Raw genomic sequence first — 26,562 nt, forward strand, 5'->3', positions numbered from 1 at the left:
AATGATCTGAAACGCGAAGCTGGTGTGGCGACCACCGCCACCGGGTCGCTGCTGCCGATCGGCGACGTGATCCGACTGGCTGCCGACGCCCAGCAGTATTTGGCGGTCTTCGCCGAGCACACCGCGGTGCCGTTGTATCTGGGGCGGGCCAAACGGTTGGCCTCGCAAGGGCAACGGTTGGCCTCGTTCGCCCGACCCGACGGCGAGGTGTGCTCAGCGCCTGGCTGTGATCAGCCGGCCACCCAGGTCGAGATGCACCACGCTGCACAGGATTTCGCCGAGGGCGGCGCGACTGACATCGTCGACTTGGCGCCGGCGTGTCCCAAGCACAATCGGATGGTCGGGCATCGGGTCGGGCAGTTCACCACCGGTGTATACCGAGTTGGCCCGCACGCAGGGCGTGCCTGGTGGCGGCGCAACAGTTCTCCCGATGCGCCACCCAATCCCGAGCAGATGAATCGGCGTCCCGACATCGCATCGCTCTACAACCAGTATTTGGGGCAGGCGCGTGCCCGGATGCACCCACCACCACCGACAACCGAACCACCACCGGAGTCCAGGCTGCAGCTCGCGGAGACCATCCCGCCACCGCTCTCGGTCGTGGAAGCACGCCTGGCACTCCTGCTCGTCACGGGCACCCGCTCCTGACCGTGGTCCGGGCCTGACAGCTCGCCGACCGAGCCCAAGACTTCATCGAGTGTGCCCACCGCCACGGGGACACTCGACAAGAATTGAGCACGGTCAGCGCTGTGCGGCGGACTCACGCTCGATGGTGTGAGGTGACCGCCGCCGAGCCGTCATGGCCCTTGTGGGTGGTCTCGGAGCTGAGTGCAGCCGCTGGCAATGGCGTGAATCCCCAGGTCCTCGCTGCGGATTCCGTCGAGAAAGGAGGTCAGGTATCGCTCGTAGACGTCGGGGGCGACGTCGCGGGTGCTGTCCATGATGGGGGCCATCGCCGACTGGATGAACGTGACATCGGTCGGTTCGAAGTCGTCGCGGATGACTCGGGCCTCCTTGGCGCGCCGTACGAGTTCGACGATCAGGGAAGCGATACGGACGCGGACGTCGGCGATCCGTGTGTCGCCGAGGGTCGGATCGTCGAGGATCTGATGCAGACCGCGATCGCCGAACTGCATCCGCAGCGCGCGTCTCAGGTGAGTAGGTCAGCGCCTTCCACGGGTCTGGTTCGTCGAGCGCTTCCCGGGCGACCGCCTCGACCGGCCTGCAGCCGTTCTTCGAACAGCGTGTCGATGATCTCTTCCTTGTTCGCGAAACGACGGGACGCCGTGCCGACCCCGACGCCTGCATGTTCCGTACGCGCCGGAACCCGTCGACAAGGAGGTCACCGACGCCATGCCGCTGGACCTGGACGTCGTGACCTTCGGCGGGTAGGTCAAAGGTGAGAGTGCGCCGCTCCGCGCGACGTCTCGTCGCGGCCCAGGATCTTCGCGTACCACGACCCCAGGGCGAGCAGGCTCAGGCCGACCACGATGAACACGACGACCCGGAAGATGCCGTCGAGGGTGGCCAGATCGAACAGGAACAGTTTCGCCATGGCCGCTGCGACGAGGGCCAGTCCGCCGGTCACCGCGGCGTTGCGTGAGGGGCCGTGCATCCTGCGTGCGTAGAGAAGTGCCGTCGTTGCCAACGCCATCCAGCAGATGGTGGTCGCGACGTGTCCCGCGAGAAACCCTCGGTCCCCGCCGATGAGCACACCCACCACCACGCTGACCAGGGCGACGGCGTAGATGACGGTGACTGCCGCGACCGAGGAGGCCAGCCGACCCACCCAGGCGAGTTCCGGGGCGGTGCCGATCATCTGCGTCACCGCCCTGGCGATCACCACGGCCGCAGCGGCCAACAGCAGGCCCGAGATCAGGATCGTGGGCGATGCGGCCGCCGCTGTGGCATCCGCGTCGGAGAGGACGCGGATCGGGGCGTCGGTGAGCAGACCCTGAAGACCGAACAGCCAGAACATGATCGAACTGCCGAGCCACACCGGCGCCAGGGTCGACCGTGACCGGGTGGAACGTGGCCCCGTGGAACGCGACTGCGTGAAAGCTGATCGGGCCGCGGTTGCTCCGATCGCCGACAGGCCGAGGATCACGGGCACCGCGACATCGGCATCGAAGGCGACTGCGGTCGCGATGAGCAGCAACACCGCTGCGAGCGCGGCGAGGACCTGACGTACGACCGGGGAGAAGCCCCGCCGGTCACGGCACAGACCGACGACGGCGAGGACGAGCGCGGCGGACGCTCCCGCGATGCCCGCCGCGGTGACTCTGTCGACCACCGCGCCCGATGCCAGCACCGGGATGGTCGAGCAGACCACGATGACCGCATGGGCAACGCCGTGGGTACTGTTCGGGAGCAGGATCACCGCGGACCCCAGAGCGAGGACCAGCGTCAGGGACACCGCGAGCGAATACTGCCACGCGGAGCCGGTGTCCGACGAGGTGATCGAGGTGAACACCGCGATCAGCGTCAGCGGAACCACCGGGGCCGCCATCCGGACGGCGTGCAACCAGATCCAGTCGCGGCCGATCTGAACACCCAGTCCGGCTGCGGCGAGGACGATCATGAACGCGATCAGCACGAGGTCGAGCCCGTCGGTCAACACCGGAGCCAGGACGATCAGCGGTACGACGACGAGCAGGCCGAGTGCTTCACTGTCCCAGAGCCGTGCGATCGCGAGCCCGCCGCCGGCGACGACCGCGGCCACGGTCAGTCCGGCGACGATGGGCAGCCAGCCGTAGATCCTGGTGGCGGCAAGGACGTCCAGATAGGCGGCGGCGACTCCGGTCGCCGCGAGGGCGACGGCGCCGGTGCGCCCATCGGCCCTGCGGCGCAACCAGGCTGCCGCACCGATGAGCCCGCCGGCGAGGATCGCGCCACCGGCGACCCGGAACTCCGGTCGCAGAACGCCGGCCTGCGCGGCGAGCACCAGCAACAGTGCGACGCCGATGAGCGTGACGGCGACCCCCGCCGCGGCCAGGAGCTTGCCGACCGTACCCCGATCCGACGCCGACGAAATGCTCTCGGACAGAGATGGTCTGGGCGGTGTCGGCGGCAATGTGGGTGGCGGTGCCTGCGGGTGTGGCCGTCCGATGTGGGCCCGGGGGGCATACCCCTGGGGAGGATATGGCTGTGTCTGATTCTGGTGAGCCGGATAGTGCTGCGCCGGATATGGCTGTGGCGCATACGACTGGATCGGCGTCGGCCCTCCCGGATACGCTCGGCCGGGGTAGGCCTGGGTGGCCATCTGTGGGTACGGCGTCGCGACCGGTGGTGCGGGGTGCGGGGCCGGTCCGTCGGACTGTGGCCGACGCGCACCGCGCGACGCCAGGACCGTCCGCAGCTCCTCGAACTCTGCAGACACGGTGGACATCTGGCGCGAGATACCGGCGAACTCGGCGGCGATCCGGTCCAGGACCGCGGTGGGCTCGGCGTCGGGTGATGTGGTCATGACCCGAGCATGTCGCCGATTGCTCCCACGCGGATGAGTAACGCTACTCACCTGCGTTGGGGGTTTGTCCCGGAAGGTGCCTCCGGTCAGTCGAGTCCCTGCTGCGCCGTCCGGTCGCCGCGCCGCGACGCGGCCCGCTGTACGAGAAAGATAGTCGTACCGAGCACTCCGACGGCCAGTCCGACGAGACAGACCTGAACCGCGCGGTCGCCACCCCACCCGGTCATCCACACCACGACGGTCGCGACCATCCACACGACCATCCCGGCGATGATGACGGGCTCGGGGGCTCGCAGGACGCGCGGGAGTTCGGGGATGTCGGATGCATCGGGCATGGCTTCAGAGTAACTTTCGACTGTGCCCACCGATCCGTCGAGCGAGCCCACGAAATCGTCGATCGAGTTCGCGGAGTCGTCGACGGCGTCCACCTCCTCATCGAACGCGGCGTCACCACCGGCAGACCCACCGCCGACGGCAACCGGAGACACGCCGACGGCACACTCCGGGACCCTTGATCGCTTCTTCAAGATCAGTCAGCGTGGGTCGACGCCGAGCCGTGAGATCCGCGGCGGTCTCGTCACCTTCTTCACGATGGCCTACATCGTGGTGCTCAACCCGATCATCATCGGCGGCATACCCGGGGGCGACAAGAACGCCGACGTCCTGGGCAACGTGCTCCCGCTCGCGCAGGTCGCGGCGGTCACCGCACTCGTCGCCGGCGTCATGTCGATCATCTTCGGGCTCGTCGCCAACTACCCGTTCGCGATCGCCGCGGGGCTCGGCATCAACAGTCTGCTCGCGGTGACGATCGCACCGCAGATGACCTGGCCGGAGGCCATGGGTCTCGTCGTGATCGACGGCATCATCATCGTGTTGCTCGCGGTGACCGGATTCCGCACCGCCGTCTTCAACGCGGTCCCGGCCGAGCTGAAGGCGGCCATCGCAGCCGGTATAGGTGCGTTCATCGCCTTCATCGGTTTCGTCGACGCCGGGTTCGTCCGCCGGATCCCGGACGCAGCGGGCACGACGGTGCCGGTGCAGCTCGGCACCGACAACTCGATCACCACGGTCCCGACGCTCATCTTCTGCCTCGGTGTTCTGTTGATGGGCGTCCTGGTGGTCCGCAAGGTCCCCGGCGGTCTGTTGATCGGCATCGCGATCACGTCGATCGTGTCAATCATTCTGGAGGCGACTCTCGACCTGGGGTCAAGCGTCAGTAATCCGAACGGGTGGAGTTTGTCGGTCCCCGAAGTGCCGGACGGACTCGGCGGGCTGCCCGATCTGAATCTGGTCTTCGACGTCGATCTGTTCGGCGCCTTCACCCGGATCGGGGTGCTCGCGGCCTCGGTTCTCGTATTCACTCTCGTGCTGTCGAACTTCTTCGACGCGATGGGCACGATGACCGGGCTGGGCAAGGAGGCGGGACTCGCCGACGAGAAGGGAAACCTCCCCGGCATCGGCCGCGCACTCGTCGTCGAGGGCTCCGGTGCGATCGCCGGTGGTGTGGCGTCGTCGTCGTCGAACACGGTCTTCGTGGAGTCGGCGTCGGGTATCGCGGAAGGGGCCCGCACGGGTCTCGCCAACATCGTGACCGGTGTGTTGTTCCTGGTTGCGATGTTCCTGACCCCGCTCTACGAGGTCATCCCGCTGGAGGCGGTCGCGCCCGCACTGGTCGTCGTCGGGGCACTGATGATCGGTCAGGTCACCTCGATCGACTTCACCAAGTTCTCCTACGCCCTGCCGACGTTCCTGACCATCGTCACCATGCCGTTCACCTACTCGATCGCCAACGGCATCGGCGTCGGATTCATCAGCTGGGTGGTCATGGCGGTGGCATCCGGGAAGGCCAGAACCGTCCACCCGCTGCTCTGGATCGTCGCCGCGGTGTTCGTCGCCTACTTCGCGCGCGGACCGATCTCCGACCTCATCGGCTGAGCCGGCGTCGATCAAAGAGACCAATCTGCAACGCCCGTTGTGGGCAAATGCCGCTATTGCATGGCACCGACGCGGAAGTGAATTACGCTTAGCATCGGAAAACACGTGGTCTCAGACACAGATCGCACGAACAGGACACCTACGACATGACACTCACACACCTCGACCTCCAGGATCTCGACATGTCGGAACGGACCCTCTCCGGCGAGTTGTCCCTGGCCATCGTGCGATTGGCGAGACGGCTCCGGGGGAGACGGGTGAGCAAGGTCGTGTCGCTGACCCAGTTGTCGGCGATGTCGACCCTCCATCACGAGGGGCCGATGACCCCTGGTGCTTTGGCCACGGCCGAACGTGTTCAGCCGCCGTCGATGACGCGGGTCATCGCATCGCTCTCGGACATGGGCATGGTCCGCCGTGAGCCGCATCCGACCGATGGTCGTCAGGCGATCGTCACCCTGGCAGACCGCGGCAATGAGGTGATCAACGCCGAACTCGACGCCCGCGAGGAATGGCTGAGCGCACGCCTCGACGAGCTCACCCCGTCCGAGCGTGAGACGTTGGCAGCGGTCGTCCCGATCATCACCAAGATCATCAGCGGCGGCGACGACGGCCACTGAGTCGCTTCTCCGGTAGTCGGCCCGCCGGTCAGCGGAGACGCTAGCGGCGGTTCACCAGGTGACGGCTCGGATCGCGTCAGAAGAACGTGCCGGCGAACGGGGCCTGTGTCGTCGTGAAAGCGCGGTCGAGGACGTCGAGCGTCTCCGGACCGTCCGTCCACAGCCGGTCAGCGGCCGCAAAGGTGCGTGCCGTCATCCCACCGAGGAACAGCGAGCCGAGGACCGAGATGTCGAGTCGGACCGTCGGCGCGGCCACGCTCGGTACCACGATGGCGCCGCCGTTGCGGATCGACAGGTCGAAGACGCCTCCGCGGCCGCGGAATTCGTCGGTCACCTCGATGACGACATCGAGATCGGCGGAATAGCTGCGCGCGGTCAGCGCCCGAGGGACGTCGAGGATGCGCAACCACATCTTGTCGTCGACGCCGGTCACCGACACCGCCCTGTGGTTGGTCAGCTTGGCCTGCAGCGGGTCGTCGACCGGGATCGACGCGGTGAGCGTGGGCAGGAGATCGAGTCCGACGAGGACGCGCCACAGATCGGTGTGGGCGGCGTCGGTGACGGCGAAGACCTCGGCGACGTCGGCACGAGTGGGCTCGATGGACGTGTTGATCCGGTAGCTCGCGTAACCGTCGGGATGCAGGAGGTAGTGCAGCCCGCTGCTGTGCGCCGGGCGCTGCGATTCGCGGTCGGCCAGGATCGGATCCCACCAGGATCGTGACCGGGCGAGCGCGCCCGGGGTCATCGCCGCCCATCGTGCATGCAATTCGGGGATTCGCGCTGCGACGTCGTCGGCCGTGGCGTAGTTGACCGGCGACGACTTGCGGTCGGCCCGACGACGGACCTTCGCCGCGGCGAGGTCGACGCTGATCTCGGTGGAGAAGCACGCGGGGCCGAAGCCGAACCGCTCGTAGATCGTCGCCTCACTCGCGGTGAGGATGGCGAACACCTGCTCCTCGGACTCCCATTGATCGAACAGCTCCGTGATCATCGTCCGCAGGATCCCGCGGCGACGATGGGTACCGGCGACCGACACCCACGACAGACCGGCCGCGGGATGCTGCGTCTCGCCGGGCACGGTCATCGTCATGCGGTAGAACATCGACACCCCGACGAGCGGTCGACCGACCAGTCCGTCGGGGTCGCGCACGAGGACGACGTCGGCGTTGTCGACCTTCCCGCGCATGTCCGCCTGCTCGGCCGCCGACAGCGGATTGGTGAACAAGAAGGCTCGGGCGTCGGTCGCGAAGATCTCGTCCCAGTCGTCGTCGGTGGCACGAGCCACGGTGAGTTCGGACGATGCGGCCTGCGGAATACTCACCCGACAACCGTTTCACAACGCCCTCGACAGGCATCGCCCAACCCCTCCGAAATCGCCATGGCCTGCCCGAAGCGGTCGCGCGGTGGCTTGGCAGACTGTCGAGGTGGACAGCATCCGAGTCGACGTCATCGACATCGACGACCCCGCCGATCCCCGCGTCGACGACTTCCGCGATCTCAACTCGGTCGACCGCCGACCCGATCTTCCTGCACTCCCCGGCGGACGGGTCGGCAAAGGACTGGTGATCGCCGAGGGCGTGCTCGTCGTGCAACGCATGATCGCGTCGCGCTTCGCCCCGCACGCCTTCCTCGGCGTCGACAAACGACTGACCGAGCTCGCCGACGACCTCACCGAGCCGTCACTCGACGGCGTGCCCTTCTATCGTGGGAGCGCCGAGGTGATGGCCGAGGTCGTCGGATTCCACCTGAACCGTGGTGTGCTGGGTGCGGCGCGCCGTCCACCGGCCCTGCAGGTCGACGACGTGATCGCGATGGCACGAACCGTCGCGATCCTCGAAGGTGTCAACGACCACGAGAACATCGGCAGCATCTTCCGCAACGCCGCCGGTCTCGGAGTGGACGCGGTCCTGTTCGGCGCGGGATGCGCCGATCCGCTGTACCGACGGTGCGTCCGCGTGTCGATGGGGCATGCACTGCTGGTGCCATTCGCACGGTTCGACGACTGGCCGCGGGACCTTCCTACGGTGCGGGACGCGGGATTCCGGCTCGTCTCCCTCACCCCGGGGGAGGGCTCGGTCCCGCTCGCCTCCGCCGTCGATGCCGACCGGATCGCGTTCCTGGTGGGCGCGGAGGGGCCAGGACTGTCCGAGACGGCCATGCGCGCCAGCGATGTCCGCGCCCGAATCCCGATGAGCCGCGGCACCGATTCGCTCAACGTGGCGACGGCCGCGGCGATCGCGTTCTATGAACGAGCCCGATCGGGCACCATGGACGTATGACCTCACCCGACCGCGAGCGTCCCCGGCGACTGTCCGCTGCTGCGCTCGCGTCGTCGGCGGCCGATGACGATCGGGTTGTCGAGCCGACGCCCTGGGGCCTGGGCATCACCGTGACCATCGCCTGCGCCCTGTTCGCGACGTTCCTGCTCGTCGGTGTCTACGAACTGATCGGCGGTCTCGTTCCGTGGCTGGGGGTGGCGGCAGTCGTCGTCGTGACGGTGGGCCTGGGATGGACCCTGTGGGATCTGCGCGATCGGCCCGTCTGGCGCTGGATCGTCTGGGGCAGCCTCATCGGACTGCTGGCCGGATCAGGTTCGGCCGTGGCACTTCTCGCGCTCGGGCGTTGATCGCTGCGCCGTCCGCCACTTGATCTGTGAGGAATGAGGCGCCAGCCGAGTGTCGAAGGGGGCCTTCGTGACACTCGGCCTTCGGCGCTGCGGACTTCTTCGGGATCGAGTGCGGACCGTCAGCCGAAGCCGAAGTACCGCGCCAACTTCCCGCGTCGTCGCGTCGGCTGTTCGGTATCGTCGGCGGGCTCCGGACCGACGGTCGCGACTCCGCTGCGATGCTGGTAGCGCTCCCTGTCCGCCGCCGACGGAACGTAATCGGACGGATGAATGGCGAACGCGGTGACGGGAATCCGGTTGGGATCGAGATCGGACTCGACGAATGGTGGGGTGAACCGGAATCCGAGCCACTCCCGGTTGGCCTGTTCGGCGAGTTGTTGCGGGTGGAACGGCAGGGCGAGCGGTTCGGGTGCGACCCCCGGCGCGTACTGCAGCGGGAAATCGCCCGCCCAGAAAGGCCTTTCGAACGGATAGGGGAGGCCGGTGTCCTCGACGATGGTGATCGGGTCGGCCGCGAACGATCGGCGCAGCTCGCCGTCCTCCCACCGGGCGAACGCACCCACCGAACGTTCCGGATCGGTGACCAGCAGCGTGGCCGCCGCGCTCTGTCGGATGGACGCGATCGTTCGGGTCAGGGTGGACGGCTCGGTCGTCGCGAACAGCGAGCAGGAGATCACGGCGAGACGCCCGTACCAGCCGGCGTAGACGTGGGCGTCCTGGGCGGATGCCGCGGCGGCCAAGCTGGTGTCGGCAACCGGCACCAGGACCCGGTCACCGTAGATTGCTTCCGCCAACTTCTGTGATGCGACAACGTCATTGGCCGCACATCCGCGGAGGAGTGCGACGGGATCGTCGCTGTCGAGGAACCAGAGGGTGACTGCGCGTGCCGACACGTCGATAGAGGTTAGCTGTTGCCGTTGCTGCGGACGCCGAGGAGTACGTCTTCCCACGCCGGGACGGCCGGCTTGCGGGAGCGACGGCGCGGCTTGGCGGGCGCGGCATCCGAACCGTCGGCGGACTCGCCCGATGCGGTCGTCGCGGCGGGCGCGGTGTCGTCGTCCGACTCGGTACCGGTGCCCTCGCCTCGGGTCTCGGTGGTCCCCTCGGATGCCGGCTCGCTCCAGCGGTCGTTGTCGTCGGTGGAACCGAAGTCGAGCGCGACGGTTCCGTGCTCGTCATGAGTCGGCGGGATCGCACCCGACCGGGTGCGCTGCGCATCGATCAGGCGATCGGCGTCGAAGGTGACCTCGTCATGGCCGTCGGCCGAGCGGCCGGCCACCCGGGCGGGTTCCACCGCGGGTGCGAGATCGGGCGTGGCCACCGGGGTGAGTCGACGACGCGGCGTGATGGTCTCGGGGTGGGTCAGTTCGTCGGCGAGGTCGTCGAGCGGATCTGCGGTGCCGCCGTGGGCTCCCGGCTGGAAGCGCCAGTGTGCGTGGTTGTCGGTGCGGCCCACGTGCCAGCCGACCTGTACGACCCAGTGGCCGTCGTCGCCCTTCCACGCGTCCCATTCGACGTCCTGCTGGCTGTGGCCCAGCGCGGTGAAGGCCTCGGCGACGACCTCACCCAGGGTGGAGACCGACGGTCCGTCCTCGCGGATCGGATGGGACAACGATGCCAATTCCGTCGCGCGGGAGCGCTCGAGCAGGACGGGGTGGGCGAAACGTTCGATCTTGTCGAGCGGGACGCCGGCCAGGGCGGCGACCTCGGTCACAGTGGCGCCCGCACGGATGCGGGCCTGGATTTCGCGTGGCCGGAGTGAGCTTTCCATTTCGATCTCGATCTGCCCCAATCGTGAGATGTCACCGCGGGCCGCGGCGCGGAGACGCTCATCGGCTGCGATCCGGAACTTCTCACCCGACTCGGAGTCCTGGCAGATGACATGGCTGCCATCGGTCTCTACGCCGACGACGCGAAGCTCACGCATCTGCTCCTCCTCCAGCCACCACGAGTGCGGGCATTGCGGTCAGGGTAATCCAGCCCGGACTCGTCCGAGCGCGGGACACGCGGTAAAACCGCAGATCAGCAAGGTTGTTGCCGATGTGGCCCGTGGGGCCCAGGCTACAGGTGTGTCACCTGATGGTCACCCACGCGCTGCCTGATGGTCGACCAGCCGCGAGTGGGCGGAGCGAGCCCGAGGCGTATCGCGGCCTCGCACATCGATCTCGATACGCCACTCACTCTTGTTCGCAGCTACTCGATCAGCGATGGGTGTGCGGCCACCACTCGATCAGTGGTGCGGCCCTTGCCTCAGAGCTTGTCGACGACGAAGTCGATGCACTCGGTCAGCTTGCTCACGTCGTCGGGGTCGATCGCCGGGAACATGCCGACGCGTAGCTGGTTGCGGCCGAGCTTGCGGTACGGCTCGGTGTCGACGACACCGTTGGCGCGCAGGGCCTTGGCGACGGCGGCGGCATCGACGTCGTCGTCGAAGTCGATGGTGCCGACGACCTGGCTGCGGTGTGCAGGATCGGTCACGAACGGCGTCGCGAATTCGCTGGCCTCGGCCCACTGGTACAGCCGTGAGCTGCTGTCGGCGGTTCGCGAGACGCACCAGTCGAGTCCGCCCTGCCCGAGCATCCACTGGATCTGGTTGTCGAGCAGCAGGAGTGACGCGACCGCAGGTGTGTTGTAGGTCTGGTTCTTGCTGCTGTTGTCGACCGCGGTCGGCAGCGACAGGAACTCCGGGCACCAACGGTCGGTCTCGGCGATCTGAGAGATGCGTTCGAGGGCACGTGGGCTCATCAGGGCGATCCAGATGCCGCCGTCGGAGGCGAAGCATTTCTGCGGCGCGAAGTAGTAGACGTCGGAATCGCCCACTTCGACCGGCAGTCCACCGGCACCCGAGGTGGCGTCGATGGCGACCAGCGCGTCGTCGGAACCGGCGGGCCGGGTGACCGGCACGGAGACGCCGGTCGAGGTCTCGTTCTGCGCCCAGGCGATGAGGTCGATGCCGCCGAAGTCGTCGGCGGTCAGGGCCGCCGGGTCCGGAGCGGTGCCCGGGTCGGTCGAGATCACCGACGGCGAGTCCAGGAACGGCGCTTTCTTGGCGACGGTCGCGAACTTCGACGAGAACTCGCCGTAGGTCAGGTGCAGTGAACGCTGCTTGATCAGGCCAAAGGCCGCGGCGTCCCAGAATGCGGTGGTGCCGCCGTTGGACAGGACGACCTCATAGCCCTCGGGGAGGGCGAACAGCTCGGCGAGTCCGGCTCGGATCGACCCGACGACGTTCTTGACGGGAGCCTGTCGGTGGCTGGTGCCGAACACCGACGCCCCGGTGTCGACGAGGGACTGCAGTTGTTCGGGGCGCACCTTGGACGGACCGCAACCGAAGCGGCCGTCCGACGGCAGGAGGTCGGCGGGGATCGTGATCGGTGCGGTGGCGGTGTCACTCATACCGGTGAGTCTAGGGATGTGGCCGCGACCACCCTGGTCGTGGTCCCTCGTCACCGTCGGCGGCGACGAGTCCCGCCCGCCAGCCAGGTGCCCGGCACCCCGCAGGTGGGCGCAGTGATGTCAGGTCATGACCGCTGCGCACCAGCAGCCATGCGATGACCGAGTTCGAGTTCCACATGTCGCCGACGCCGATCTCGTCGCGCCCCCAGGTGTGCATCGGCACCTCGCCGGCGAGTTCGATCAGAGCGGACGTGCGCGTCGGATCGGACGGGATCTCGGTGTGTGCCAAGGCTCGATCGAGATCGGGAATGGTGCCGCCCGGCCAGCAGCGGATCTCGTAGCGGAACAGGCGGAAGCGTCCCAGCCATCGCAGGCCCACCGGTCCGGTCATGCGCACACCGCGGTCGGTGTGCCGGTCCGCCCACGCCGGTGCCTGCTCGACGGTGTGGACCAGGCCGTCCTGCTCGACGGTCAGTGCGGCGTGCACGAGTTGTCGGCGGGTTCGGTGCTCCCTGACCGCACAGACCGCCTCGTAAGCGCGACCGCAGTGGGGAACCACGCTGCTGCCGGCACCGAGCGGAATCCAGTGGAGTGTCGTCACCTCCATCACCGTCCTCGGGTCGCCTGTCTCGTCAGTGTGCACGCCAGAGCAGATGACGGAGAACGTAACGCTCACCGTTACGTTCTCCGTCATCTGTGAATCGGGGCCTACGGCGCCGATCCCTTTGACCTCCGCTGAACACGCGTTTAGTCTACTGAACATGCGTACAACGCATGCCGACGATCGCACGACCCGTGCCCGTCTGCGAGACACCGCGATCGAGGTGTTCGCCCGCGACGGGTTCTCGGCGACCGTGCGCACCATCGCCGACGCGGCCGGGGTGAGTCCGGGGCTGGTGATCCATCACTTCGGCAGCAAGGAGAAGCTGCGTTCGGAGTGCGACGACCACGTATTGCGCCGGACCCGTGAGGTGAACGAGGCCAGTCTCGACGTCGGCGCCGGCCCACAGGCGTTCGGCGGAATTCTCACCACACTGGACACGATCGATGAGGACGGGCCGCGCATCGTCTATCTGATCCGCAGTCTGCAGGCGGGTGGCGACATGGCCCGGCAGTTGCTCGATCACCTCGCCGGCGACGCCGAGGCCACATTCCGTCATGGGGTCGTGACGGGCACCGTACGTCCGTCGCGGGATGAACGTGCGCGGGCGCGTTACATGGTCGCGCAGTCGATGGGCGCACTGCTCGTCGACGTCGTCATGCATCCCCCTGCGGACTGGTCGGATGCCGGCTCGATCCTGCGCTCCTACGTCGACCGCGTGCTGGTCCCCGCGACGGAGGTCGCCGTCCACGGCGTGATGGCCGACGAGTCGTTGCTCGACACGGTGCTCGCCTACCGAGAGGAACACGATGCGCCCACGAACTGATGCGGTGATCGATGTGGTCGGACTGTGCAAGCGATTCGGTTCCTTCCGCGCTCTCGACGGTCTGGATCTGCGTGTGGCGCCGGGGGAGGTGGCCGGGTTCCTCGGGCCGAACGGGGCGGGGAAGTCGACGACGATCCGCGTCCTGCTGGGTCTGTATCGACATGACGGCGGACATGCACGTGTCTTCGGTGCCGATCCGTTGTCCGATGCCGTGGACATCCATCGGCGGCTCGCCTACGTCCCGGGCGACGTGAACCTGTGGCCACAGCTGACCGGCGGTGAGTGCATCGACCTGTTGCTGTCGCTGCGCGGGGTCCGCGTCGAATCCGGTTCGCGCAAAACCGAACTCATCGACCGGTTCGAACTCGACCCGACCAAGAAGGCATCCACCTACTCGAAGGGGAACCGGCAGAAGGTGGCACTCATCGCGGCGCTGTGCGCCGACGCGGAACTGCTCATCCTCGACGAGCCGACGTCGGGGCTCGACCCCCTGATGACGCGACAGTTCATGAACTGTGTGCGGGAGCGGGCCGCGGCCGGCTCCGCGGTGTTGATGTCGAGCCACATCCTGGCCGAGGTCGAGGAACTCTGCGAGACGGTCACGATCATCCGCGCGGGACGCACGGTCCAGTCGGGCAGTCTCGCGGACCTGCGCCATCTGCGCCGGTCCCGGGTGACCGCCACCGTGGCCGGTGATCTCGGCGACCTGTCGATCGTCGACGGAGTCCACGACCTCGACGTCCAGGACGGTGTCGTCGTCTTCACCGTCGACGACGCGGCACTCGGCGCGGTGACCAGAGCACTCGCCGGCCTCGACGTCAGTGCCCTGTCGGTCGAACCGCCGAGCCTCGAAGAGCTGTTCCTGCATGCGTATTCCGACGACCCGGTCTTCGCCGACCAAGCGCTGTCCGACGACGGGACGCGGCCATGACCACCGTCGTGTCCGCGACATCATCTGCGACGCGGGCGCCGAGCTCGTCGGCGCTGTTCACCCGGACCGGACTCCTGTTGCGCCTGGCCGTTCGTCGTGAGCGGCTTCTCGCGGTGATCAGCGTAGTCGTCTTCGCGCTGATCAACTCCTCGACCGCGGCGTCCATCACGAGCATGTACTCGACCGCCGAACAACGTGCCGGTGCGCGGACCGGTCTCGGCGGGAACGCGGCATTCCTGTTCTTGCTCGGTCCCATCGACAACACCGATTCCGCTGCCGCACTGACTGTCTGGCGGGCCGGCCTGTTCATGATCGCTGCACTCGCGGTGTGTGTCGTGTTGCTCGTGGTCCGCCAGACCCGTAAGGAGGAGGAGCTCGGCCGTGCCGAATTCGTCCGGGCGGGTGCCACCGGACCGTTGGCATCGCTCGCGGCGGCGTCGATCGCGGCCACCGCCTTCAGTGTGGTGATCGCACTGGGGATGTCGGTGATGCTCTTTCCGTTGGGGGCCGGGGTCATCGATGTGCTCGCGGTCTTCGCGCAGTACGCGAGCACCGGGATGGCAGCTGCCGGAGTCGCGCTCGTCGCCGCGCAGATCGCGAAGACCTCTCACATCGCGAATCTGACGGCCTCCTCGGTGGTGATCCTCGGCTATCTGCTGCGGGGTGTCGCCGACGCCTCCGGCAGCTGGGGCGGGCTGCGGTGGATCTCGCCGATGGGGTGGGCGGAATCGATCGATCCGTTCGCCGACAACGCCGTGTGGTGGGCACTGCCCTCGCTTGCGGTGTTCGTGGGCGGTGGGATCCTGGCGGGAGTGCTGTCCCGGCGCCGCGACATCGATGCCGGCCTCATCGCGCCACGACCCGGACCGGCGGCGACATCGCGCCTCTCGTCGCCCGAGGCGGTGGTGGCCCGACTGACCCTCCCGCTGCTGGGTTCCTGGGTCGGCGCGCTCGTCGTCTACGGTCTCGTGGTGGGCTTCATGCAGCCCTCGGTCGACGAACTCGCCTCGGGCAACTCGCAATTCGGCGACGTCGTCCGCCAGTCCGGGGTCGACGCCGATCTGAGCACCCTCTTCGGGATCACGATGATGGGGTTCTTCGCGGTCGCTGCGGGTACATGGGCGGTCAACGTCGCGACGCGGATGCGGGGTGAGGAGACCCGGGCCCGCACCGAACTCCTGCTCGCCACGCCGACCGCACGCGGCCGGTACCTCCTCGACCACGCCGCTCTGACCGGCGCCGGTGTCGTCGTCATCCTGGAGCTGGCCGCGACCGCGTTGACCCTCGGGAACGGGATCGCCGGCGGTGACTGGTCGTCGGCGGGCGGCGATGCGTTCCGGTCGGCGACGGCACAGATCCCGGCCGCGCTCGTCATGTCGTCGATCATGCTGGCCCTGTACGCGATCCGAACCGCCCTGGTGCCGATCGGGTGGTTGCTGGTCATCGTCGCTTTGTTCCTCGGACCGCTGTCCGGCATGTTCGACTTACCCCAGTGGGCGCAAGATCTGTCGCCGTACACGCACACCCCTCTGGTGCCGGTCGAGCCGATGGTGTGGACTCCGGCGATCGTGATGCTCTGCCTCACAGTGGTGTTCACGGCTCTGGCGTGGGCGGCATTCCGGTGGCGCGACATCGGGTGAGGTCCCACCCAGCCGATGCCGACAGTCGCCCCCGGCGACTCAGAGCCCGGGCTTGGTGAGTTCACCCCAACCGGGGACGTCTTCGGGCCGGCGTGGGGCGGGTCCGGTGTAGATGGCGGCAGGTCGGACGAGTTTGCCGAGACGCTTCTGTTCGAGGATGTGGGCGCACCAGCCCGCGGTACGTCCGCAGGTGAACATCGCGGGCATCATGTGCGTGGGCACCTCGGCGAAGTCGAGGATCACCGCGGCCCAGAACTCGACGTTGGTCTCGATGGCCCGGTCGGGTCGACGTTCTCGGAGCTCGGTGAGTGCGGCCTGTTCGAGGGCGGCGGCGATCTCGTAGCGAGGGACGCCGAGTTCCTGTGCGGTGCGGCGCAATACGCGGGCGCGCGGATCTTCGGCGCGGTAGACGCGGTGGCCGAAGCCCATCAGTTTCTCTTTGCGGTCGAGGACGCCGCGGACCAGGCCGCGGGCGTCGCCGGTGCGTTCGACCTCTTCGATCATCGGGAGCACGCGGGCGGGGGCGCCGCCGTGCAATGGTCCGGACATGGCGCCGATCGCACCGGAGAGTGCGGCGGCGACGTCGGCGCCGGTGGAGGAGATGACGCGTGCGGTGAAGGTGGAGGCGTTGAGGCCGTGTTCGGCGGCGCTGACCCAGTACGCGTCGATGGCGCGGATGTGTTGGGGGTCGGGATCGCCCTTCCAACGGGTCATGAAGCGTGCGGTGACGGTGTCGCACTCGTCGATGATGTGTTGGGGGACGGCGGGCTGATGGATGCCGCGGGCGGATTGGGCGACGTAGGACAGCGCCATCACCGAGGCGCGGGCGAGGTTGGCGCGGGCGGTGGCGTCGTCGATGTCGAGCAGTGGCTGGTAGCCCCAGATGGGGGCGAGCATGGCCAGGGCGGCCTGGACGTCGACGCGGACGTCACCGGTGTGGATCGGCAGCGGGAAGGGTTCGGCAGGGGGCAGGCCGTCACCGAAACGGCCGTCGACGAGCAGCGCCCACACGTCGGCGAAGGTGACGTGGTTCTCGACGAGGTCCTCGATGTCGACGCCGCGGTAGCGCAGATTGCCACCGTCCTTGTCGGGCTCGGCGATGTCGGTGGTGAACGCGACGACACCCTCCAGGCCGGGTACGAAATCGTCAGGGACGTTGTTCGCCATGGTGACCACCCATCTCGACACTTCATTGTGGACATCGCTGACTCTAGGGCAGCAGACACTCCCGGGCATACCGGGGAGTAACTCCTCGTGTCAGGGGTAGCCTCACGGACGTGGCCGAGGAACCGATTGACCTGCCGAACATGCGGGTCGGATATGGCGGGGGCATCCCGCCGAACATCGGTGAGGGTGATCGCGCGGCCGGCGCCGACGGCATCCGGGAGAATCTCGATCCGAGTTGGATCCGGGGCGACCCGCCCTGGGTCGACCTGTTCACGGTGTGGCTGCGAGAGGCGATCGACGCCCGGATCCCGGAACCCAACGCGATGGTGCTGGGCACCGCCGACGCGCAGGGGAGACCCTCGACGCGCACCGTTCTGTGCAAAGGCGCCGACGCGGCGGGGATCGTGTTCTTCACCGGGTTCGACTCCGACAAAGGTCTCGAACTGGCTGCCAACCCGTGGGCGTCGATCACCTTTCCGTGGATCGCGCTCGAACGGCAGGTCCATTTCCGTGGCTCGGTGACCCACGTCAGCATGGAGGAGACCGAGGCCTACTGGTACATGCGTCCTCGCGGATCGCAGCTGTCGGCCTTCGCCTCGGATCAGTCGAGGCCCATCGCGAGCCGGATCGAGCTCGAGGCGAGAGCGGCGTCGGTCGCCGACGACTTCGGCGGATTCGCCGACGGCGCGGAGATCCCGGTGCCGTCGGACTGGGGCGGGTACCGGTTGGTGCCGGCAACGGTGGAGTTCTGGCAGGGCCGGGCCAACCGACTGCACAATCGCGTGCGGCTCACCAAGAACGACGACGGCTGGCAAGTCGAGCGACTCCAGCCCTGATCCCGTTCGCGGCGCCGGGCGTGGCGCCAGTACTGGGGAGCCGCGGGCCGGACCCGCTCCACTCGTAGACTCTTCTGGTGCAACGACTGCTCGCCGACACCACACCGCTGCGAAACGCCTACTTCCGTCGCCTCTGGACGGCGAACATCATCACCGTCGTCGGCGCCCAGCTCACCGTCGTCGCCGTTCCGGCGCAGATCTACGAGATCACCGACAGCTCGGCCTATGTCGGCCTGACCGGGATCTTCGGACTGGTGCCGCTGATCGTATTCGGTCTGTGGGGTGGTGCCCTGGCCGACGTCTTCGATCGTCGACTGATCCTGATCATCACGACCTTCGGGCTGATCGGGTGCAGCGCCCTGCTCTGGCTGCAAGCCGCGTTCGATGTCGGGAATGTCTGGATTCTGTTGTGTGTGTTCGCCGTTCAACAAGCCTTCTTCGCGGTCAACCAGCCGACCCGGACGGCGGTGCTGCCGCGACTGCTCCCGCTCGCCGAACTGCCGGCCGCGAACTCGCTCAACATGACGGTCATGCAGGCCGGTGCGATCGCGGGACCGCTGGCCGGTGGTGCGCTGATCCCGTTCCTCGGCTACTCGACGCTGTACCTGGTCGACACCATCTGTCTGTTCGCGACGTTGTGGGCGGTGATCCGACTCCCGGTACTCAGGCCGCAACGCGCCGAGGGGGAACCTCGGCCGGTCGCCGGGTTGCGTTCCGTGGTGGACGGGTTCGTGTATCTGCGCAGTCACCGTGTCCTGATGGCCAGCTTTCTGGTCGATCTCATCGCGATGATCTTCGGCATGCCGCGCGCACTGTTCCCGCAGATGGCGCACGAGAGCTTCGGCGGACCCGAGAGTGGCGGAATCGCTTTCGCGCTGCTGTTCGCGGCCATCCCCCTCGGATCGGTCATCGGCGGGGTCTTCTCCGGTTGGGTAGGCCGCGTCCGACGGCAGGGTCTGGCGGTGATCGTCTGCATCCTGATCTGGGGAGTGGCGATCGTCGTCGCCGGAGCGGTGTTGTTCTTCGCTCACGGCACGGCCTTGCCCGTCCTGCCGGTCGTGGTCGTCGCGCTGATGGTCGGTGGCGCCGCCGATATGGCCTCGGCAGCGTTCCGGCAGACGATGCTGCAGGCGGCGGCGACCGACGAGGTCCGCGGACGACTGCAGGGGGTGTTCGTCGTCGTCGTGGCCGGTGGCCCGCGGATCGCCGACGTCGCCCACGGTGCCGCTGCGGCCATGGTGGGCACCGCCGTCGCCACCGCTGGCGGCGGGATCGGGGTCATCGTCCTGACCATCGTTGCCGCGCTGGCGATCCCGGCGTTCGTGCGGTACCGTGTGGACCGCCTGGCCTGACCTGGGACGGCGAACATCGTCACTGTCATCGAGTAAGCCGACCGCCGTCTTCCGCCAGAGCCAGATCCTGTGGTTGTACCACAGTTCGAATGCCGCTAAGCTATCCGTACGGGCCCGATGAAATCGGTGGAAATCCGGTGCAGTCGCGCTACTGTGACGCTCCTGGCGGGGGCGAAGTCAGACCTGACGGTCCGTAGCCCATCCGTATCCTGGGGACGCTGAATCCCTGAAGGAGGACGCAATGACTGGTGTCGTTTCCATCCACCCATCCGATTCCGTTGCCGCGCAGTGGCAGCCATTGGCCCGTGTGCGCACTCACGACCTTGTGCTCGCTGAGGTCGAGCGTCGTCTTGCCGCGGGCGATCTCCGATCCGGTGATCGTCTCCCGGCCGAGCGGCAACTCGCTGATGCGCTCAACGTGAGCCGCGGCACCGTACGGCAGGCCCTGCGCATCCTCGAAGCGCTCGGAGTCGTCGAGGCAGGAACGGGATCCGGGCCCGGATCCGGCTCGAGGATCGTCTCGGACAGTGGCGCCGGACTCGCCATGGTGCTCCGGATACACCTTCAACTCGCGTCATTTCGTCTCGATGAGCTCGCCGAGGTTTACGGACTCGTGGTGAGTAAGGCGGCACGCAAGGCTGTCGTGAAAGCTACCCCGGCTGATCTCGACGGCCTGCGCGAACTCGTGGTGGCCGCGCACAGGGCTCGGGGCATCGAGGCCGGAACGGTCACCGCAGCGTTCATGAAGAGCGTTGCGCAGATCTCCGGCAATAGGCTTCTCGCAGTGTTGAGCGGTGCGATGCAAGACGCCGCCCGCTCAGCATTCACCCTGAGTCCGATCTCGAATCCGCAACCGCCGCTGGGATTCACATATGGTGCGATTGTGGATGCCATCGCGGATGGCGATGTAGAGGCAGTCTCCGAGCTCGTGTCGGCGCATGTCAGGGACCTGTGCGCCGCCAGCGGCGTCGCGGATTTCGAGCGGGCGGGTTGAGACCCCACCGTCCGGACGCACGGCAAAGCGCCTGATCGGTCTGGTCAACAGAAACAATCCTGCACTAGAGTCTTGGTAGGTCTCGTGGTGAATAACTCGGTCGTCAATCCGGGCGGACTTCACACTGTGATGATTCGCGGGCGATCGCCCGGGGGATCACGTAGCCAGACACTTGTCACGGGGCGGTCGTCGAGGTTGTTCGTATCTCCGGAGGTACCCCGCCATGATCCGATTGCCCATGCGGGCCAAACGCTGCGGTGCAGCCACAGTGCATCGGTCTGAAGACGCCACCTGTGGGTGCGCCGGCGGTGCGTCATGACTGCCGCGGTCAGAGTCAAGATCCTGGGAGTCGGCATGGGCCCCGCACATGTCACCTCGGAAGTGGCGGCTGCGCTGAGATCTATCGACTACGTTGTCGCCGCTGAAAAAACACAGGACGGTGACACCGACGAATTACTGGCCGCGCGACAGGCGATCCTAGACGAGTACGCAGGCGACACGGCAGTGCAGATCGTCGCCGTACCCGACCCGAAGAGGGACCGGTCGGAGAACCTGACGACGCAGCGTTACCAAGCGGCGGTGAACGATTGGCATCGCGCACGGGCAGTCGAATACGGACAGGTGCTCGCGGACCGGGGCGGTACCGCGGGATTCCTCGTCTGGGGTGACCCGTCGCTGTACGACTCGACGATCCGAATCGTGGAGTATGTCCGAGATCTCGGTACGGACCTCGAGGTCGAGGTGCTCCCGGGAATCAGCGCACCGCAGGTTCTCGCGGCACGTCATGCCATGGTGTTACACGACGTGGGTGAGCCGATTCACTTGACCACCGGTCGTCGTCTCCGACAAGCGGTGGCGGCCGGGCAGGAGAACATCGTGTCCATGCTGAACCCGCCGCCGGAGCAACTGGATCTGACCGGGATCGACGATTGGACCATCTGGTGGGGAGCCAACCTCGGGGCGACGGGTGAACGCCTGGTCTCCGGACGACTCGCGGACGTCATGCCCGCCGTCGTCGAGGCTCGCCGTGCAGCGAGAGAGGACGCTGGCTGGGTGATGGATGTATTTCGAGTGAGGAAGCCCTGATGGCCGGACTGCTCATCGCCGGAACCGCCAGTGACGCCGGAAAGAGCGCGGTGACAACGGGTTTGTGTCGCGCGCTGGTTCGCCGCGACGTGCGGGTCGCGCCGTACAAGGCGCAGAACATGTCCAACAACTCGATGGTGTGCATTGGCCCGGATGGCGATGGGGTGGAGATTGGTCGCGCGCAGTGGGTGCAGGCATCTGCGGCGCGCGCGACCCCTGAGGCCGCGATGAACCCCGTGTTGCTCAAGCCCGGGAGCGATCGCCGCAGTCATGTCATCCTGATGGGACGGCCCTGGGGTTCGGTGGAGTCGTCGGACTGGTTGGAGGGCCGCCGGGCGATCGGTCGCGCCGCCCATGACGCTTTCGATGATCTCGCGTCCAGGTTCGATGTGGTCGTCGCCGAGGGGGCCGGCAGTCCCGCCGAGATCAATCTGCGATCAGGCGATTACGTGAACATGGGGTTGGCACGCCACGCCGGGCTACCAACCGTAGTGGTTGGTGATATCGATCGTGGGGGTGTGTTTGCCGCCTTCCTCGGAAGCGTTGCCCTGTTGTCGCCGGAAGACCAGACGCTCGTGGCAGGGTTTGTCGTCAACAAGTTCCGTGGCGACCCCGACCTCTTGGCCCCGGGGCTGCGGGATCTCGAACGTCTCACAGGCCGTCGGGTATTCGGCACGGTGCCATGGCATCCCGATGTTTGGATTGATTCCGAGGATGCGTTGGACCTACCGGGACGGCGAACCTTCTCGGGCAGTGCCCGACGAGTGGCGGTCGTCCGGCTCCCGCGGATCAGCAACTTCACCGACGTGGACGCGCTCGGGATGGAGCCCGACCTCGATGTGGTCTTCGTGTCGGATCCCCGGTCGCTGGCCGATGCGGACCTGGTCGTACTACCCGGCACACGGTCGACGATCGCAGACCTGGCGTGGTTGCGTGGGCGCGGGCTCGATCGGGCCCTCAACACGCACGTTGCAGCCGGGAAGCCGGTGCTGGGTATCTGCGGCGGCTTTCAGATGCTTGGCCGTGAGATTCGGGATGTCGGAGGTGTCGAGGGTCCGCCGACGACGGTGGAGGGCCTCGGCTTGCTCGATGTGACGACCGAGTTCGCCGATGAGAAGATTCTGCGGCTGCCGAGCGGTACCTGGCAGGACGAGCCGGCGGCCGGTTATGAGATCCACCACGGAAGGGTCATCCGTGGTCCAGGAGCCGAGGACTTCCTGGGTGGGGCTCGGGCCGAGATGGTCTTCGGCACGATGTGGCACGGCTCGCTGGAAGGTGATCGGCTGCGCCGGGCATTCCTGCGGGAGTCACTGTCGCTCGAGGCCTCGGCGGCATCTTTTCCGGCCGCGCGAGAGAGACGCATCGACGTGCTAGGAGATCTTGTCGAGAAGTTCGTCGATGTTGACGCCCTGTTGGACCTTGCTCTCCGGAAACACCCCCTCGATGTGCCCGTTCTGCCTCCCGGTGCGCCGTGATGGCGGCTCGGATCCTGTTGCTCGGCGGTACGGCCGAGGCACGGCAACTCGCGAGGCAATTGATCGACACCGGCCACGATGTCACCAGCTCATTGGCAGGACGAGTACCCAATCCTCGTCTGCCGGCCGGGGCGGTTCGAATCGGTGGATTCGGTGGAGTGGATGGATTGCGCAACGCGGCAGTCGACTACGACGTGGTCGTCGATGCGACGCACCCGTTTGCAGCGGGGATCACGCGCAATGCGGCGCTGGCCTGTCTCACCGGAGAATCGCGACGTCCGCTGTTGCGGTTGGAGCGGCCCGGCTGGGGCGCGCGGTCAGGGCCCCTCTGGCACTGGGTCGATGATCATGACGAGGCTGCCGCTCGTGCCGGTGAGTTGGGCACCCGTCAGGTTCTGACGGTGGGACGGCAGCGACTGTCCGAGTTCGTGCCGGTGCTGAGGGAACACGACGTTGTCGCACGGGTCGTCGACGAGCGAAGCCTCGACCTACCGGATCGGTGGCAGGTGATCGCCGATCGCGGCCCCTACCAGCTTGCCGCCGAGACCGCGCTCTTGTGCGCTCATCGCGCTGATGTGTTGGTCACCAAGGACTCCGGGGGTGAGTACACGTGGCCCAAGATGCAAGCCGCCGACGAACTCGGTATTCCTGTCGTCGTGATTCGGCGCCCGGCGAGCCCGCCGGATCTGCAGACCGTACATTCGGTGGAGAGCGTGATGGGGTGGTTGCAGACGCTCACCTGAGCAATGGGGCGATACCCCGTCGGCGGTCTCCCATCCGGGCCGCGGCGATCGCGACGGCCGCCGCCGTACTGACCCCTACTCTTTGTGCCAGCATCACTGTACGGCCGATGTCATCACGAGTGGCCGATCGTCCGTCACCCATGACGGCTCGGGTCTCCGGTGCTCGGCCGGGGTAGCGGTTCACTCCGCCCAGGCGTAGACCGAGTGCGCCTGCGAACGCAGCTTCGACAACGCCGGCATTGGGGCTCGGATGCCTTTGTGCATCGCGTCGCCAGCAACGGAGTGCGCCTCGTGTGTCGGGGCCTATGGCAGATGCCACGACCGCCGTCACCCGGGCTGCGGGCAATCCGAGTAGATCATCGAAACGTGCTGCTGCCCAGCCGAACCTCTCGAGACGTGGGCTCCGGTGACCAACCATGGCATCGAGTGTGTTCGCGGCTCTCAGCATGACCAGTCCCGGAACGCCGGCCACCGCTCCCCAGAACAGGGGCGCGACGACTGCATCGGAGGTGTTCTCGGCAACCGATTCGATCACGGCGCGGGCGATTTCTGTCTCGCTCAGTAGTCTCGTGTCCCGACCCACGAGGCGGGTCAGGCGAACTCGTGCGCCGCTGAGGTCGCCTGACGCGAGGAGCTTGTCGACTACACCGGCTTCGTGTGCGAGCGATCTCCCGCCGAGCACGGCCCACGTGACGCCGGCAATGAGAACGGTTCGGGTGAGCGGGTGCCGCACAGATCGCTCGGCGACGAAACCCAGGACAGTCGGACCGCCGACCATGATCAGTTCGAAACCGACTCCTCGGGCCCGAGAGTCCCGATACATCGCACGCTCGACGTATGTGGCCACGCTGCCGAATCCGGACACCGGGTGAAACCGTTGTGGATCACCGGTCAGCCGGTCGAAGAGAAAGCCCAGGAGAATGCCTGCTGGTCGAGATATCCTGTCGCGCATGTCTGTTGCTCCTTCGGACTGATTCTCCCGGCGCGGGTGCCGATCTTTGGGCTCGCAATGAGCCCAACAGCTCAGATGAGCGTGAGCAGTAGTATCGTGCAGGTGACCTCCACCGAGGCGCCGAGCACATCACCGGTGATCCCGCTGAGGCGACGGATCACGTGTCGCAGCAACAGAGCCAGCACGACGACCGCGAACGCGACGGAGCTCACCGCCCGCCACGGCGAGATTCCGGAGGGCAGCGTGGCGGTGATCAGCACGCCGCTGATCATCAGCAACGAGACCGCGGCGTGCGTGTAGCCCACGGTGCCCGCACACGCAGCACCGAGGCCCGTCGGCCGGGCGCACGGTATCGAACGGAGACAACAGATCGCCAAGCTGACGCGAGATGCCGCGACAACTAGACCCGCCAGTACCGCGCCTGCGGTCGAGTCGACGAGTTCCGAGATCGCGAAGACTTGCAGTCCCATCACGACGATCAACGTGACGACACCGGCCGGCCCTATGTCGCCCGACTTCATGACCTCCAGGGCCCGTGTTCGATCATGCGATGCCGCCAGGCCGTCTGTTGTGTCAGCCAAGCCGTCGAGATGCAGGCACCGGGTCCCCAGCGCGACGACGCCCACGGCGACCGATCCGATCACCGGACCCGGCCACGAGAGCGAGTGGCCGGCCAGTGCCGACAACGCGACGGCAATGCCCAGGGGCAGTGCGGCGATCGGTGCGAGCAACATCGCGACGTGCGCGACTGCCGCGTCGACCTGCCCGGGCGGTCGTACCCGCAGTGCGGTGAGTGTCCCCACCGCCAGTCGCCAGCCGTCGGCTGTGACCTGGCGGCGCGGCGCAGCGGTGGTCACCCGGCCATGAGATCGTCGAGCAGTGCGACATCGCGAAGCACCGTGATCGCGCTACGCACCACGGATACGGCTACGACGGCACCCGAACCTTCGCCCACCCGCATGTCGAGGTCCAATATCGGCGTGAGTCCCATCTTCTCCAGGGCCAGGCTCTGGGCGGGTTCGGTGGACCGGTGGCCGGCGGCAAACCATCGGGCAGCACCCGGGGCGATGCGATCGGCGGTCAGCGCACACGCCACGGACATGAGACCGTCGAGCAGTACCGGGACGCGACGCCGGGCGGCTGTGAGCAGGTAACCGGTGGTTGCTGCGAGGTCGGGACTGCCCAAGCCTGCCAACGCACGTTTCGGATCCTCGGTGTCGTCACCGACCCGGTCCAATGCGGTCTGCACCACGCTCACCTTGTGCCGCAACATCGCGTCATCAATGCCGGTGCCCCGGCCGACGACCTCGGTTGCGGGCAGGCCCAGCCCGGACGCGACCAGCGCCGCTGCCGGTGTGGTGTTGCCGATACCCAGGTCGCCGCTCAACAATAGCTGTGCCCCGGCGTCGATCTCCTCCTGTGCAACGGCGGTGCCAGCGGCGAGTGCAGCCTCCAGGTCGTGGGGGGGCATCGCATCACGTAAGTGAATCGGCTCGCAGCTGCGCCGGACCTTGAACTCCTGCAGCGCTTGTCGCGTGTGATTCGGCAGGTCCGTGAAGTCGTCGTCGACACCGATGTCGAGCACTCGCACCGAGACGTTCTGCTCGGCGGCGAGTGCATTGACCACCAGCCCACCCGACAGTGCGGCGCGCGTGATCAGCCCGGTGAGCGCGGGCGGGAACGCCGACACATCGTGACCGGCGACGCCGTGGTCGCCGGCGAACACCACGAGTCGCGCATGGTCGAGGGGCGGCGGCGGCACGGCGCCCTGGGTGCCTGATGCCCAGACCGCGATGTCGCCCAGACGGCCCAGGGCGCCCGGCGGCGTGGCGAGTCGGTGCAGCCGCTGGATGGCGGCGGAAATCACCTCGGGATCGGGAGGTGCCACCGGTGTCGGCGGTGGGTGTGCGGTCATCGAG

General features: G+C 67.3%; 26 protein-coding genes. 14 read left to right on the forward strand and 12 right to left on the reverse strand.

All coding sequences use genetic code 11. The features are described 5' to 3' along the window. Positions 1-648, forward strand: a 648-nt coding sequence (locus QSJ19_RS23270; RefSeq protein WP_286323390.1) for an HNH endonuclease signature motif containing protein, incomplete at its 5' end; no start/stop codon positions are given. A gap of 149 nt (positions 649-797) precedes the next feature. Here QSJ19_RS23270 and QSJ19_RS23275 read toward each other — a convergent pair. From QSJ19_RS23275 to QSJ19_RS23285, 3 genes are all read right to left on the reverse strand, one after another. After that, on the reverse strand, positions 798-1,154 hold the full coding sequence (locus tag QSJ19_RS23275; RefSeq protein WP_353507173.1) for a hypothetical protein: 357 nt from the start codon (positions 1,152-1,154) through the stop codon (positions 798-800). Between the two features lie 239 nt (positions 1,155-1,393). Continuing rightward, complete coding sequence (locus QSJ19_RS23280) at positions 1,394-3,466, reverse strand: DUF2339 domain-containing protein (protein WP_286323392.1); 2,073 nt, start codon at positions 3,464-3,466, stop codon at positions 1,394-1,396. A gap of 86 nt (positions 3,467-3,552) precedes the next feature. Further along, positions 3,553-3,801 (reverse strand): DUF2530 domain-containing protein, encoded by a 249-nt coding sequence (locus tag QSJ19_RS23285; protein ID WP_286323393.1) that lies wholly within the window; start codon positions 3,799-3,801, stop codon positions 3,553-3,555. A gap of 193 nt (positions 3,802-3,994) precedes the next feature. Between QSJ19_RS23285 and QSJ19_RS23290 the strand changes: the two genes are divergently transcribed. Next, positions 3,995-5,401: an NCS2 family permease gene (locus QSJ19_RS23290; protein ID WP_502876335.1), complete on the forward strand. Its 1,407-nt coding sequence runs from the start codon at positions 3,995-3,997 to the stop codon at positions 5,399-5,401. A gap of 146 nt (positions 5,402-5,547) precedes the next feature. Further along, positions 5,548-6,018 carry a MarR family transcriptional regulator gene (locus QSJ19_RS23295; protein ID WP_286323395.1) on the forward strand — a complete coding sequence of 157 codons (471 nt, stop codon included), beginning with the start codon at positions 5,548-5,550 and terminating at the stop codon, positions 6,016-6,018. Positions 6,019-6,094: 76 nt separating this feature from the next. Here QSJ19_RS23295 and QSJ19_RS23300 read toward each other — a convergent pair whose 3' ends face one another. Next, positions 6,095-7,339, reverse strand: a complete 1,245-nt coding sequence (locus QSJ19_RS23300) for a GNAT family N-acetyltransferase (protein WP_286323396.1) — start codon at positions 7,337-7,339, stop codon at positions 6,095-6,097. A gap of 103 nt (positions 7,340-7,442) precedes the next feature. Between QSJ19_RS23300 and QSJ19_RS23305 the strand changes: the two genes are divergently transcribed. Together QSJ19_RS23305 and QSJ19_RS23310 are read left to right on the forward strand one after the other, a co-directional pair. After that, entirely contained in the window at positions 7,443-8,297 is an 855-nt protein-coding gene (locus QSJ19_RS23305) for a TrmH family RNA methyltransferase (RefSeq protein ID WP_286323397.1), read from the forward strand. Next, positions 8,294-8,644 carry a DUF2537 domain-containing protein gene (locus tag QSJ19_RS23310; RefSeq protein WP_286323398.1) on the forward strand — a complete coding sequence of 117 codons (351 nt, stop codon included), beginning with the start codon at positions 8,294-8,296 and terminating at the stop codon, positions 8,642-8,644. Before QSJ19_RS23305 ends, QSJ19_RS23310 begins: the two co-directional genes overlap by 4 nt. Before the next feature lie 119 nt (positions 8,645-8,763). Here the strand turns inward: QSJ19_RS23310 and QSJ19_RS23315 are convergent, their stop codons facing one another. The 4 genes from QSJ19_RS23315 to QSJ19_RS23330 form a co-directional block, all read right to left on the reverse strand. Next, positions 8,764-9,537, reverse strand: a complete 774-nt coding sequence (locus QSJ19_RS23315) for a DUF6928 family protein (protein WP_286323399.1) — start codon at positions 9,535-9,537, stop codon at positions 8,764-8,766. A gap of 11 nt (positions 9,538-9,548) precedes the next feature. Beyond that, complete coding sequence (sepH, locus tag QSJ19_RS23320; RefSeq protein WP_286323401.1) at positions 9,549-10,571, reverse strand: septation protein SepH; 1,023 nt, start codon at positions 10,569-10,571, stop codon at positions 9,549-9,551. A gap of 323 nt (positions 10,572-10,894) precedes the next feature. Next, positions 10,895-12,040 (reverse strand): phosphoserine transaminase, encoded by a 1,146-nt coding sequence (gene serC, locus QSJ19_RS23325; protein ID WP_286323402.1) that lies wholly within the window; start codon positions 12,038-12,040, stop codon positions 10,895-10,897. Between the two features lie 10 nt (positions 12,041-12,050). Next, entirely contained in the window at positions 12,051-12,641 is a 591-nt protein-coding gene (locus QSJ19_RS23330; protein ID WP_286323403.1) for a hypothetical protein, read from the reverse strand. A gap of 160 nt (positions 12,642-12,801) precedes the next feature. Between QSJ19_RS23330 and QSJ19_RS23335 the strand changes: the two genes are divergently transcribed. From QSJ19_RS23335 to QSJ19_RS23345, 3 genes are read left to right on the forward strand one after another with little or no spacing between them, the layout of a single operon-like run. Continuing rightward, on the forward strand, positions 12,802-13,467 hold the full coding sequence (locus QSJ19_RS23335) for a TetR/AcrR family transcriptional regulator (protein WP_286323404.1): 666 nt from the start codon (positions 12,802-12,804) through the stop codon (positions 13,465-13,467). Beyond that, a complete protein-coding gene (locus QSJ19_RS23340; RefSeq protein WP_286323405.1) occupies positions 13,451-14,398 on the forward strand; it encodes an ABC transporter ATP-binding protein in 948 nt (315 codons plus the stop codon). Before QSJ19_RS23335 ends, QSJ19_RS23340 begins: the two co-directional genes overlap by 17 nt. Then, entirely contained in the window at positions 14,395-16,038 is a 1,644-nt protein-coding gene (locus QSJ19_RS23345; RefSeq protein ID WP_286323406.1) for an ABC transporter permease, read from the forward strand. The genes QSJ19_RS23340 and QSJ19_RS23345 overlap by 4 nt, the downstream gene beginning before the upstream one ends. A 39-nt stretch (positions 16,039-16,077) precedes the next feature. Here QSJ19_RS23345 and QSJ19_RS23350 read toward each other — a convergent pair whose 3' ends face one another. Then, a complete protein-coding gene (locus QSJ19_RS23350) occupies positions 16,078-17,205 on the reverse strand; it encodes a citrate synthase 2 (protein WP_286323407.1) in 1,128 nt (375 codons plus the stop codon). A gap of 140 nt (positions 17,206-17,345) precedes the next feature. On the opposite strand from QSJ19_RS23350, the gene pdxH reads away from it, so the two are divergent. The 6 genes from pdxH to QSJ19_RS23380 all read left to right on the forward strand — a co-directional run bounded on the left by pdxH (position 17,346) and on the right by QSJ19_RS23380 (position 23,691). Next, a complete protein-coding gene (gene pdxH / locus QSJ19_RS23355; protein WP_502876336.1) occupies positions 17,346-18,041 on the forward strand; it encodes a pyridoxamine 5'-phosphate oxidase in 696 nt (231 codons plus the stop codon). A 77-nt stretch (positions 18,042-18,118) separates the two neighbouring features. Then, on the forward strand, positions 18,119-19,393 hold the full coding sequence (locus QSJ19_RS23360; protein WP_286323409.1) for an MFS transporter: 1,275 nt from the start codon (positions 18,119-18,121) through the stop codon (positions 19,391-19,393). A gap of 241 nt (positions 19,394-19,634) precedes the next feature. Further along, positions 19,635-20,387 carry a FadR/GntR family transcriptional regulator gene (locus QSJ19_RS23365; protein WP_286323410.1) on the forward strand — a complete coding sequence of 251 codons (753 nt, stop codon included), beginning with the start codon at positions 19,635-19,637 and terminating at the stop codon, positions 20,385-20,387. Between the two features lie 315 nt (positions 20,388-20,702). After that, positions 20,703-21,473 (forward strand): precorrin-6A synthase (deacetylating), encoded by a 771-nt coding sequence (gene cobF / locus QSJ19_RS23370; protein WP_286323411.1) that lies wholly within the window; start codon positions 20,703-20,705, stop codon positions 21,471-21,473. Further along, positions 21,473-22,948, forward strand: coding sequence for a cobyric acid synthase (locus QSJ19_RS23375; protein WP_286323412.1), 1,476 nt, complete (start codon positions 21,473-21,475; stop codon positions 22,946-22,948). Before cobF ends, QSJ19_RS23375 begins: the two co-directional genes overlap by 1 nt. Next, the gene (locus tag QSJ19_RS23380) at positions 22,948-23,691 is read left to right on the forward strand and encodes a cobalt-precorrin-6A reductase (protein WP_286323413.1); all 744 of its coding nucleotides are present in this window, start codon (positions 22,948-22,950) and stop codon (positions 23,689-23,691) included. The genes QSJ19_RS23375 and QSJ19_RS23380 overlap by 1 nt, the downstream gene beginning before the upstream one ends. Here QSJ19_RS23380 and cbiB read toward each other — a convergent pair. The 3 genes from cbiB to cobT all read right to left on the reverse strand — a co-directional run bounded on the left by cbiB (position 23,684) and on the right by cobT (position 26,558). Next, entirely contained in the window at positions 23,684-24,643 is a 960-nt protein-coding gene (gene cbiB / locus QSJ19_RS23385; RefSeq protein ID WP_286323414.1) for an adenosylcobinamide-phosphate synthase CbiB, read from the reverse strand. The genes QSJ19_RS23380 and cbiB overlap by 8 nt on opposite strands. A gap of 71 nt (positions 24,644-24,714) precedes the next feature. Further along, positions 24,715-25,500: an adenosylcobinamide-GDP ribazoletransferase gene (locus QSJ19_RS23390; protein WP_286323415.1), complete on the reverse strand. Its 786-nt coding sequence runs from the start codon at positions 25,498-25,500 to the stop codon at positions 24,715-24,717. After that, positions 25,497-26,558, reverse strand: coding sequence for a nicotinate-nucleotide--dimethylbenzimidazole phosphoribosyltransferase (gene cobT / locus QSJ19_RS23395; RefSeq protein ID WP_286323416.1), 1,062 nt, complete (start codon positions 26,556-26,558; stop codon positions 25,497-25,499). Before cobT ends, QSJ19_RS23390 begins: the two co-directional genes overlap by 4 nt. Positions 26,559-26,562: the final 4 nt, after the last annotated feature.

The organism is Gordonia sp. ABSL11-1, from assembly GCF_030315685.1.
In the GTDB taxonomy this organism is placed as follows: Bacteria; Actinomycetota; Actinomycetes; order Mycobacteriales; family Mycobacteriaceae; genus Gordonia.

What these genes read in the sequence shown, in the direction of transcription:
- QSJ19_RS23280 (WP_286323392.1), bottom strand. Translation starts at nt 3,466, where the DNA reads ATGACCACATCACCCGACGCCGAGCCCACCGCGGTCCTGGACCGGATC.
- QSJ19_RS23285 (WP_286323393.1), bottom strand. Translation starts at nt 3,801, where the DNA reads ATGCCCGATGCATCCGACATCCCCGAACTCCCGCGCGTCCTGCGAGCC.
- QSJ19_RS23295 (WP_286323395.1), top strand. Translation starts at nt 5,548, where the DNA reads ATGACACTCACACACCTCGACCTCCAGGATCTCGACATGTCGGAACGG.
- QSJ19_RS23310 (WP_286323398.1), top strand. Translation starts at nt 8,294, where the DNA reads ATGACCTCACCCGACCGCGAGCGTCCCCGGCGACTGTCCGCTGCTGCG.
- sepH (WP_286323401.1), bottom strand. Translation starts at nt 10,571, where the DNA reads ATGCGTGAGCTTCGCGTCGTCGGCGTAGAGACCGATGGCAGCCATGTC.
- serC (WP_286323402.1), bottom strand. Translation starts at nt 12,040, where the DNA reads ATGAGTGACACCGCCACCGCACCGATCACGATCCCCGCCGACCTCCTG.
- QSJ19_RS23335 (WP_286323404.1), top strand. Translation starts at nt 12,802, where the DNA reads ATGCGTACAACGCATGCCGACGATCGCACGACCCGTGCCCGTCTGCGA.
- QSJ19_RS23340 (WP_286323405.1), top strand. Translation starts at nt 13,451, where the DNA reads ATGCGCCCACGAACTGATGCGGTGATCGATGTGGTCGGACTGTGCAAG.
- QSJ19_RS23345 (WP_286323406.1), top strand. Translation starts at nt 14,395, where the DNA reads ATGACCACCGTCGTGTCCGCGACATCATCTGCGACGCGGGCGCCGAGC.
- QSJ19_RS23350 (WP_286323407.1), bottom strand. Translation starts at nt 17,205, where the DNA reads ATGGCGAACAACGTCCCTGACGATTTCGTACCCGGCCTGGAGGGTGTC.
- pdxH (WP_502876336.1), top strand. Translation starts at nt 17,346, where the DNA reads ATGCGGGTCGGATATGGCGGGGGCATCCCGCCGAACATCGGTGAGGGT.
- QSJ19_RS23365 (WP_286323410.1), top strand. Translation starts at nt 19,635, where the DNA reads ATGACTGGTGTCGTTTCCATCCACCCATCCGATTCCGTTGCCGCGCAG.
- cobF (WP_286323411.1), top strand. Translation starts at nt 20,703, where the DNA reads ATGACTGCCGCGGTCAGAGTCAAGATCCTGGGAGTCGGCATGGGCCCC.
- QSJ19_RS23375 (WP_286323412.1), top strand. Translation starts at nt 21,473, where the DNA reads ATGGCCGGACTGCTCATCGCCGGAACCGCCAGTGACGCCGGAAAGAGC.
- QSJ19_RS23380 (WP_286323413.1), top strand. Translation starts at nt 22,948, where the DNA reads ATGGCGGCTCGGATCCTGTTGCTCGGCGGTACGGCCGAGGCACGGCAA.
- cbiB (WP_286323414.1), bottom strand. Translation starts at nt 24,643, where the DNA reads ATGCGCGACAGGATATCTCGACCAGCAGGCATTCTCCTGGGCTTTCTC.
- cobT (WP_286323416.1), bottom strand. Translation starts at nt 26,558, where the DNA reads ATGACCGCACACCCACCGCCGACACCGGTGGCACCTCCCGATCCCGAG.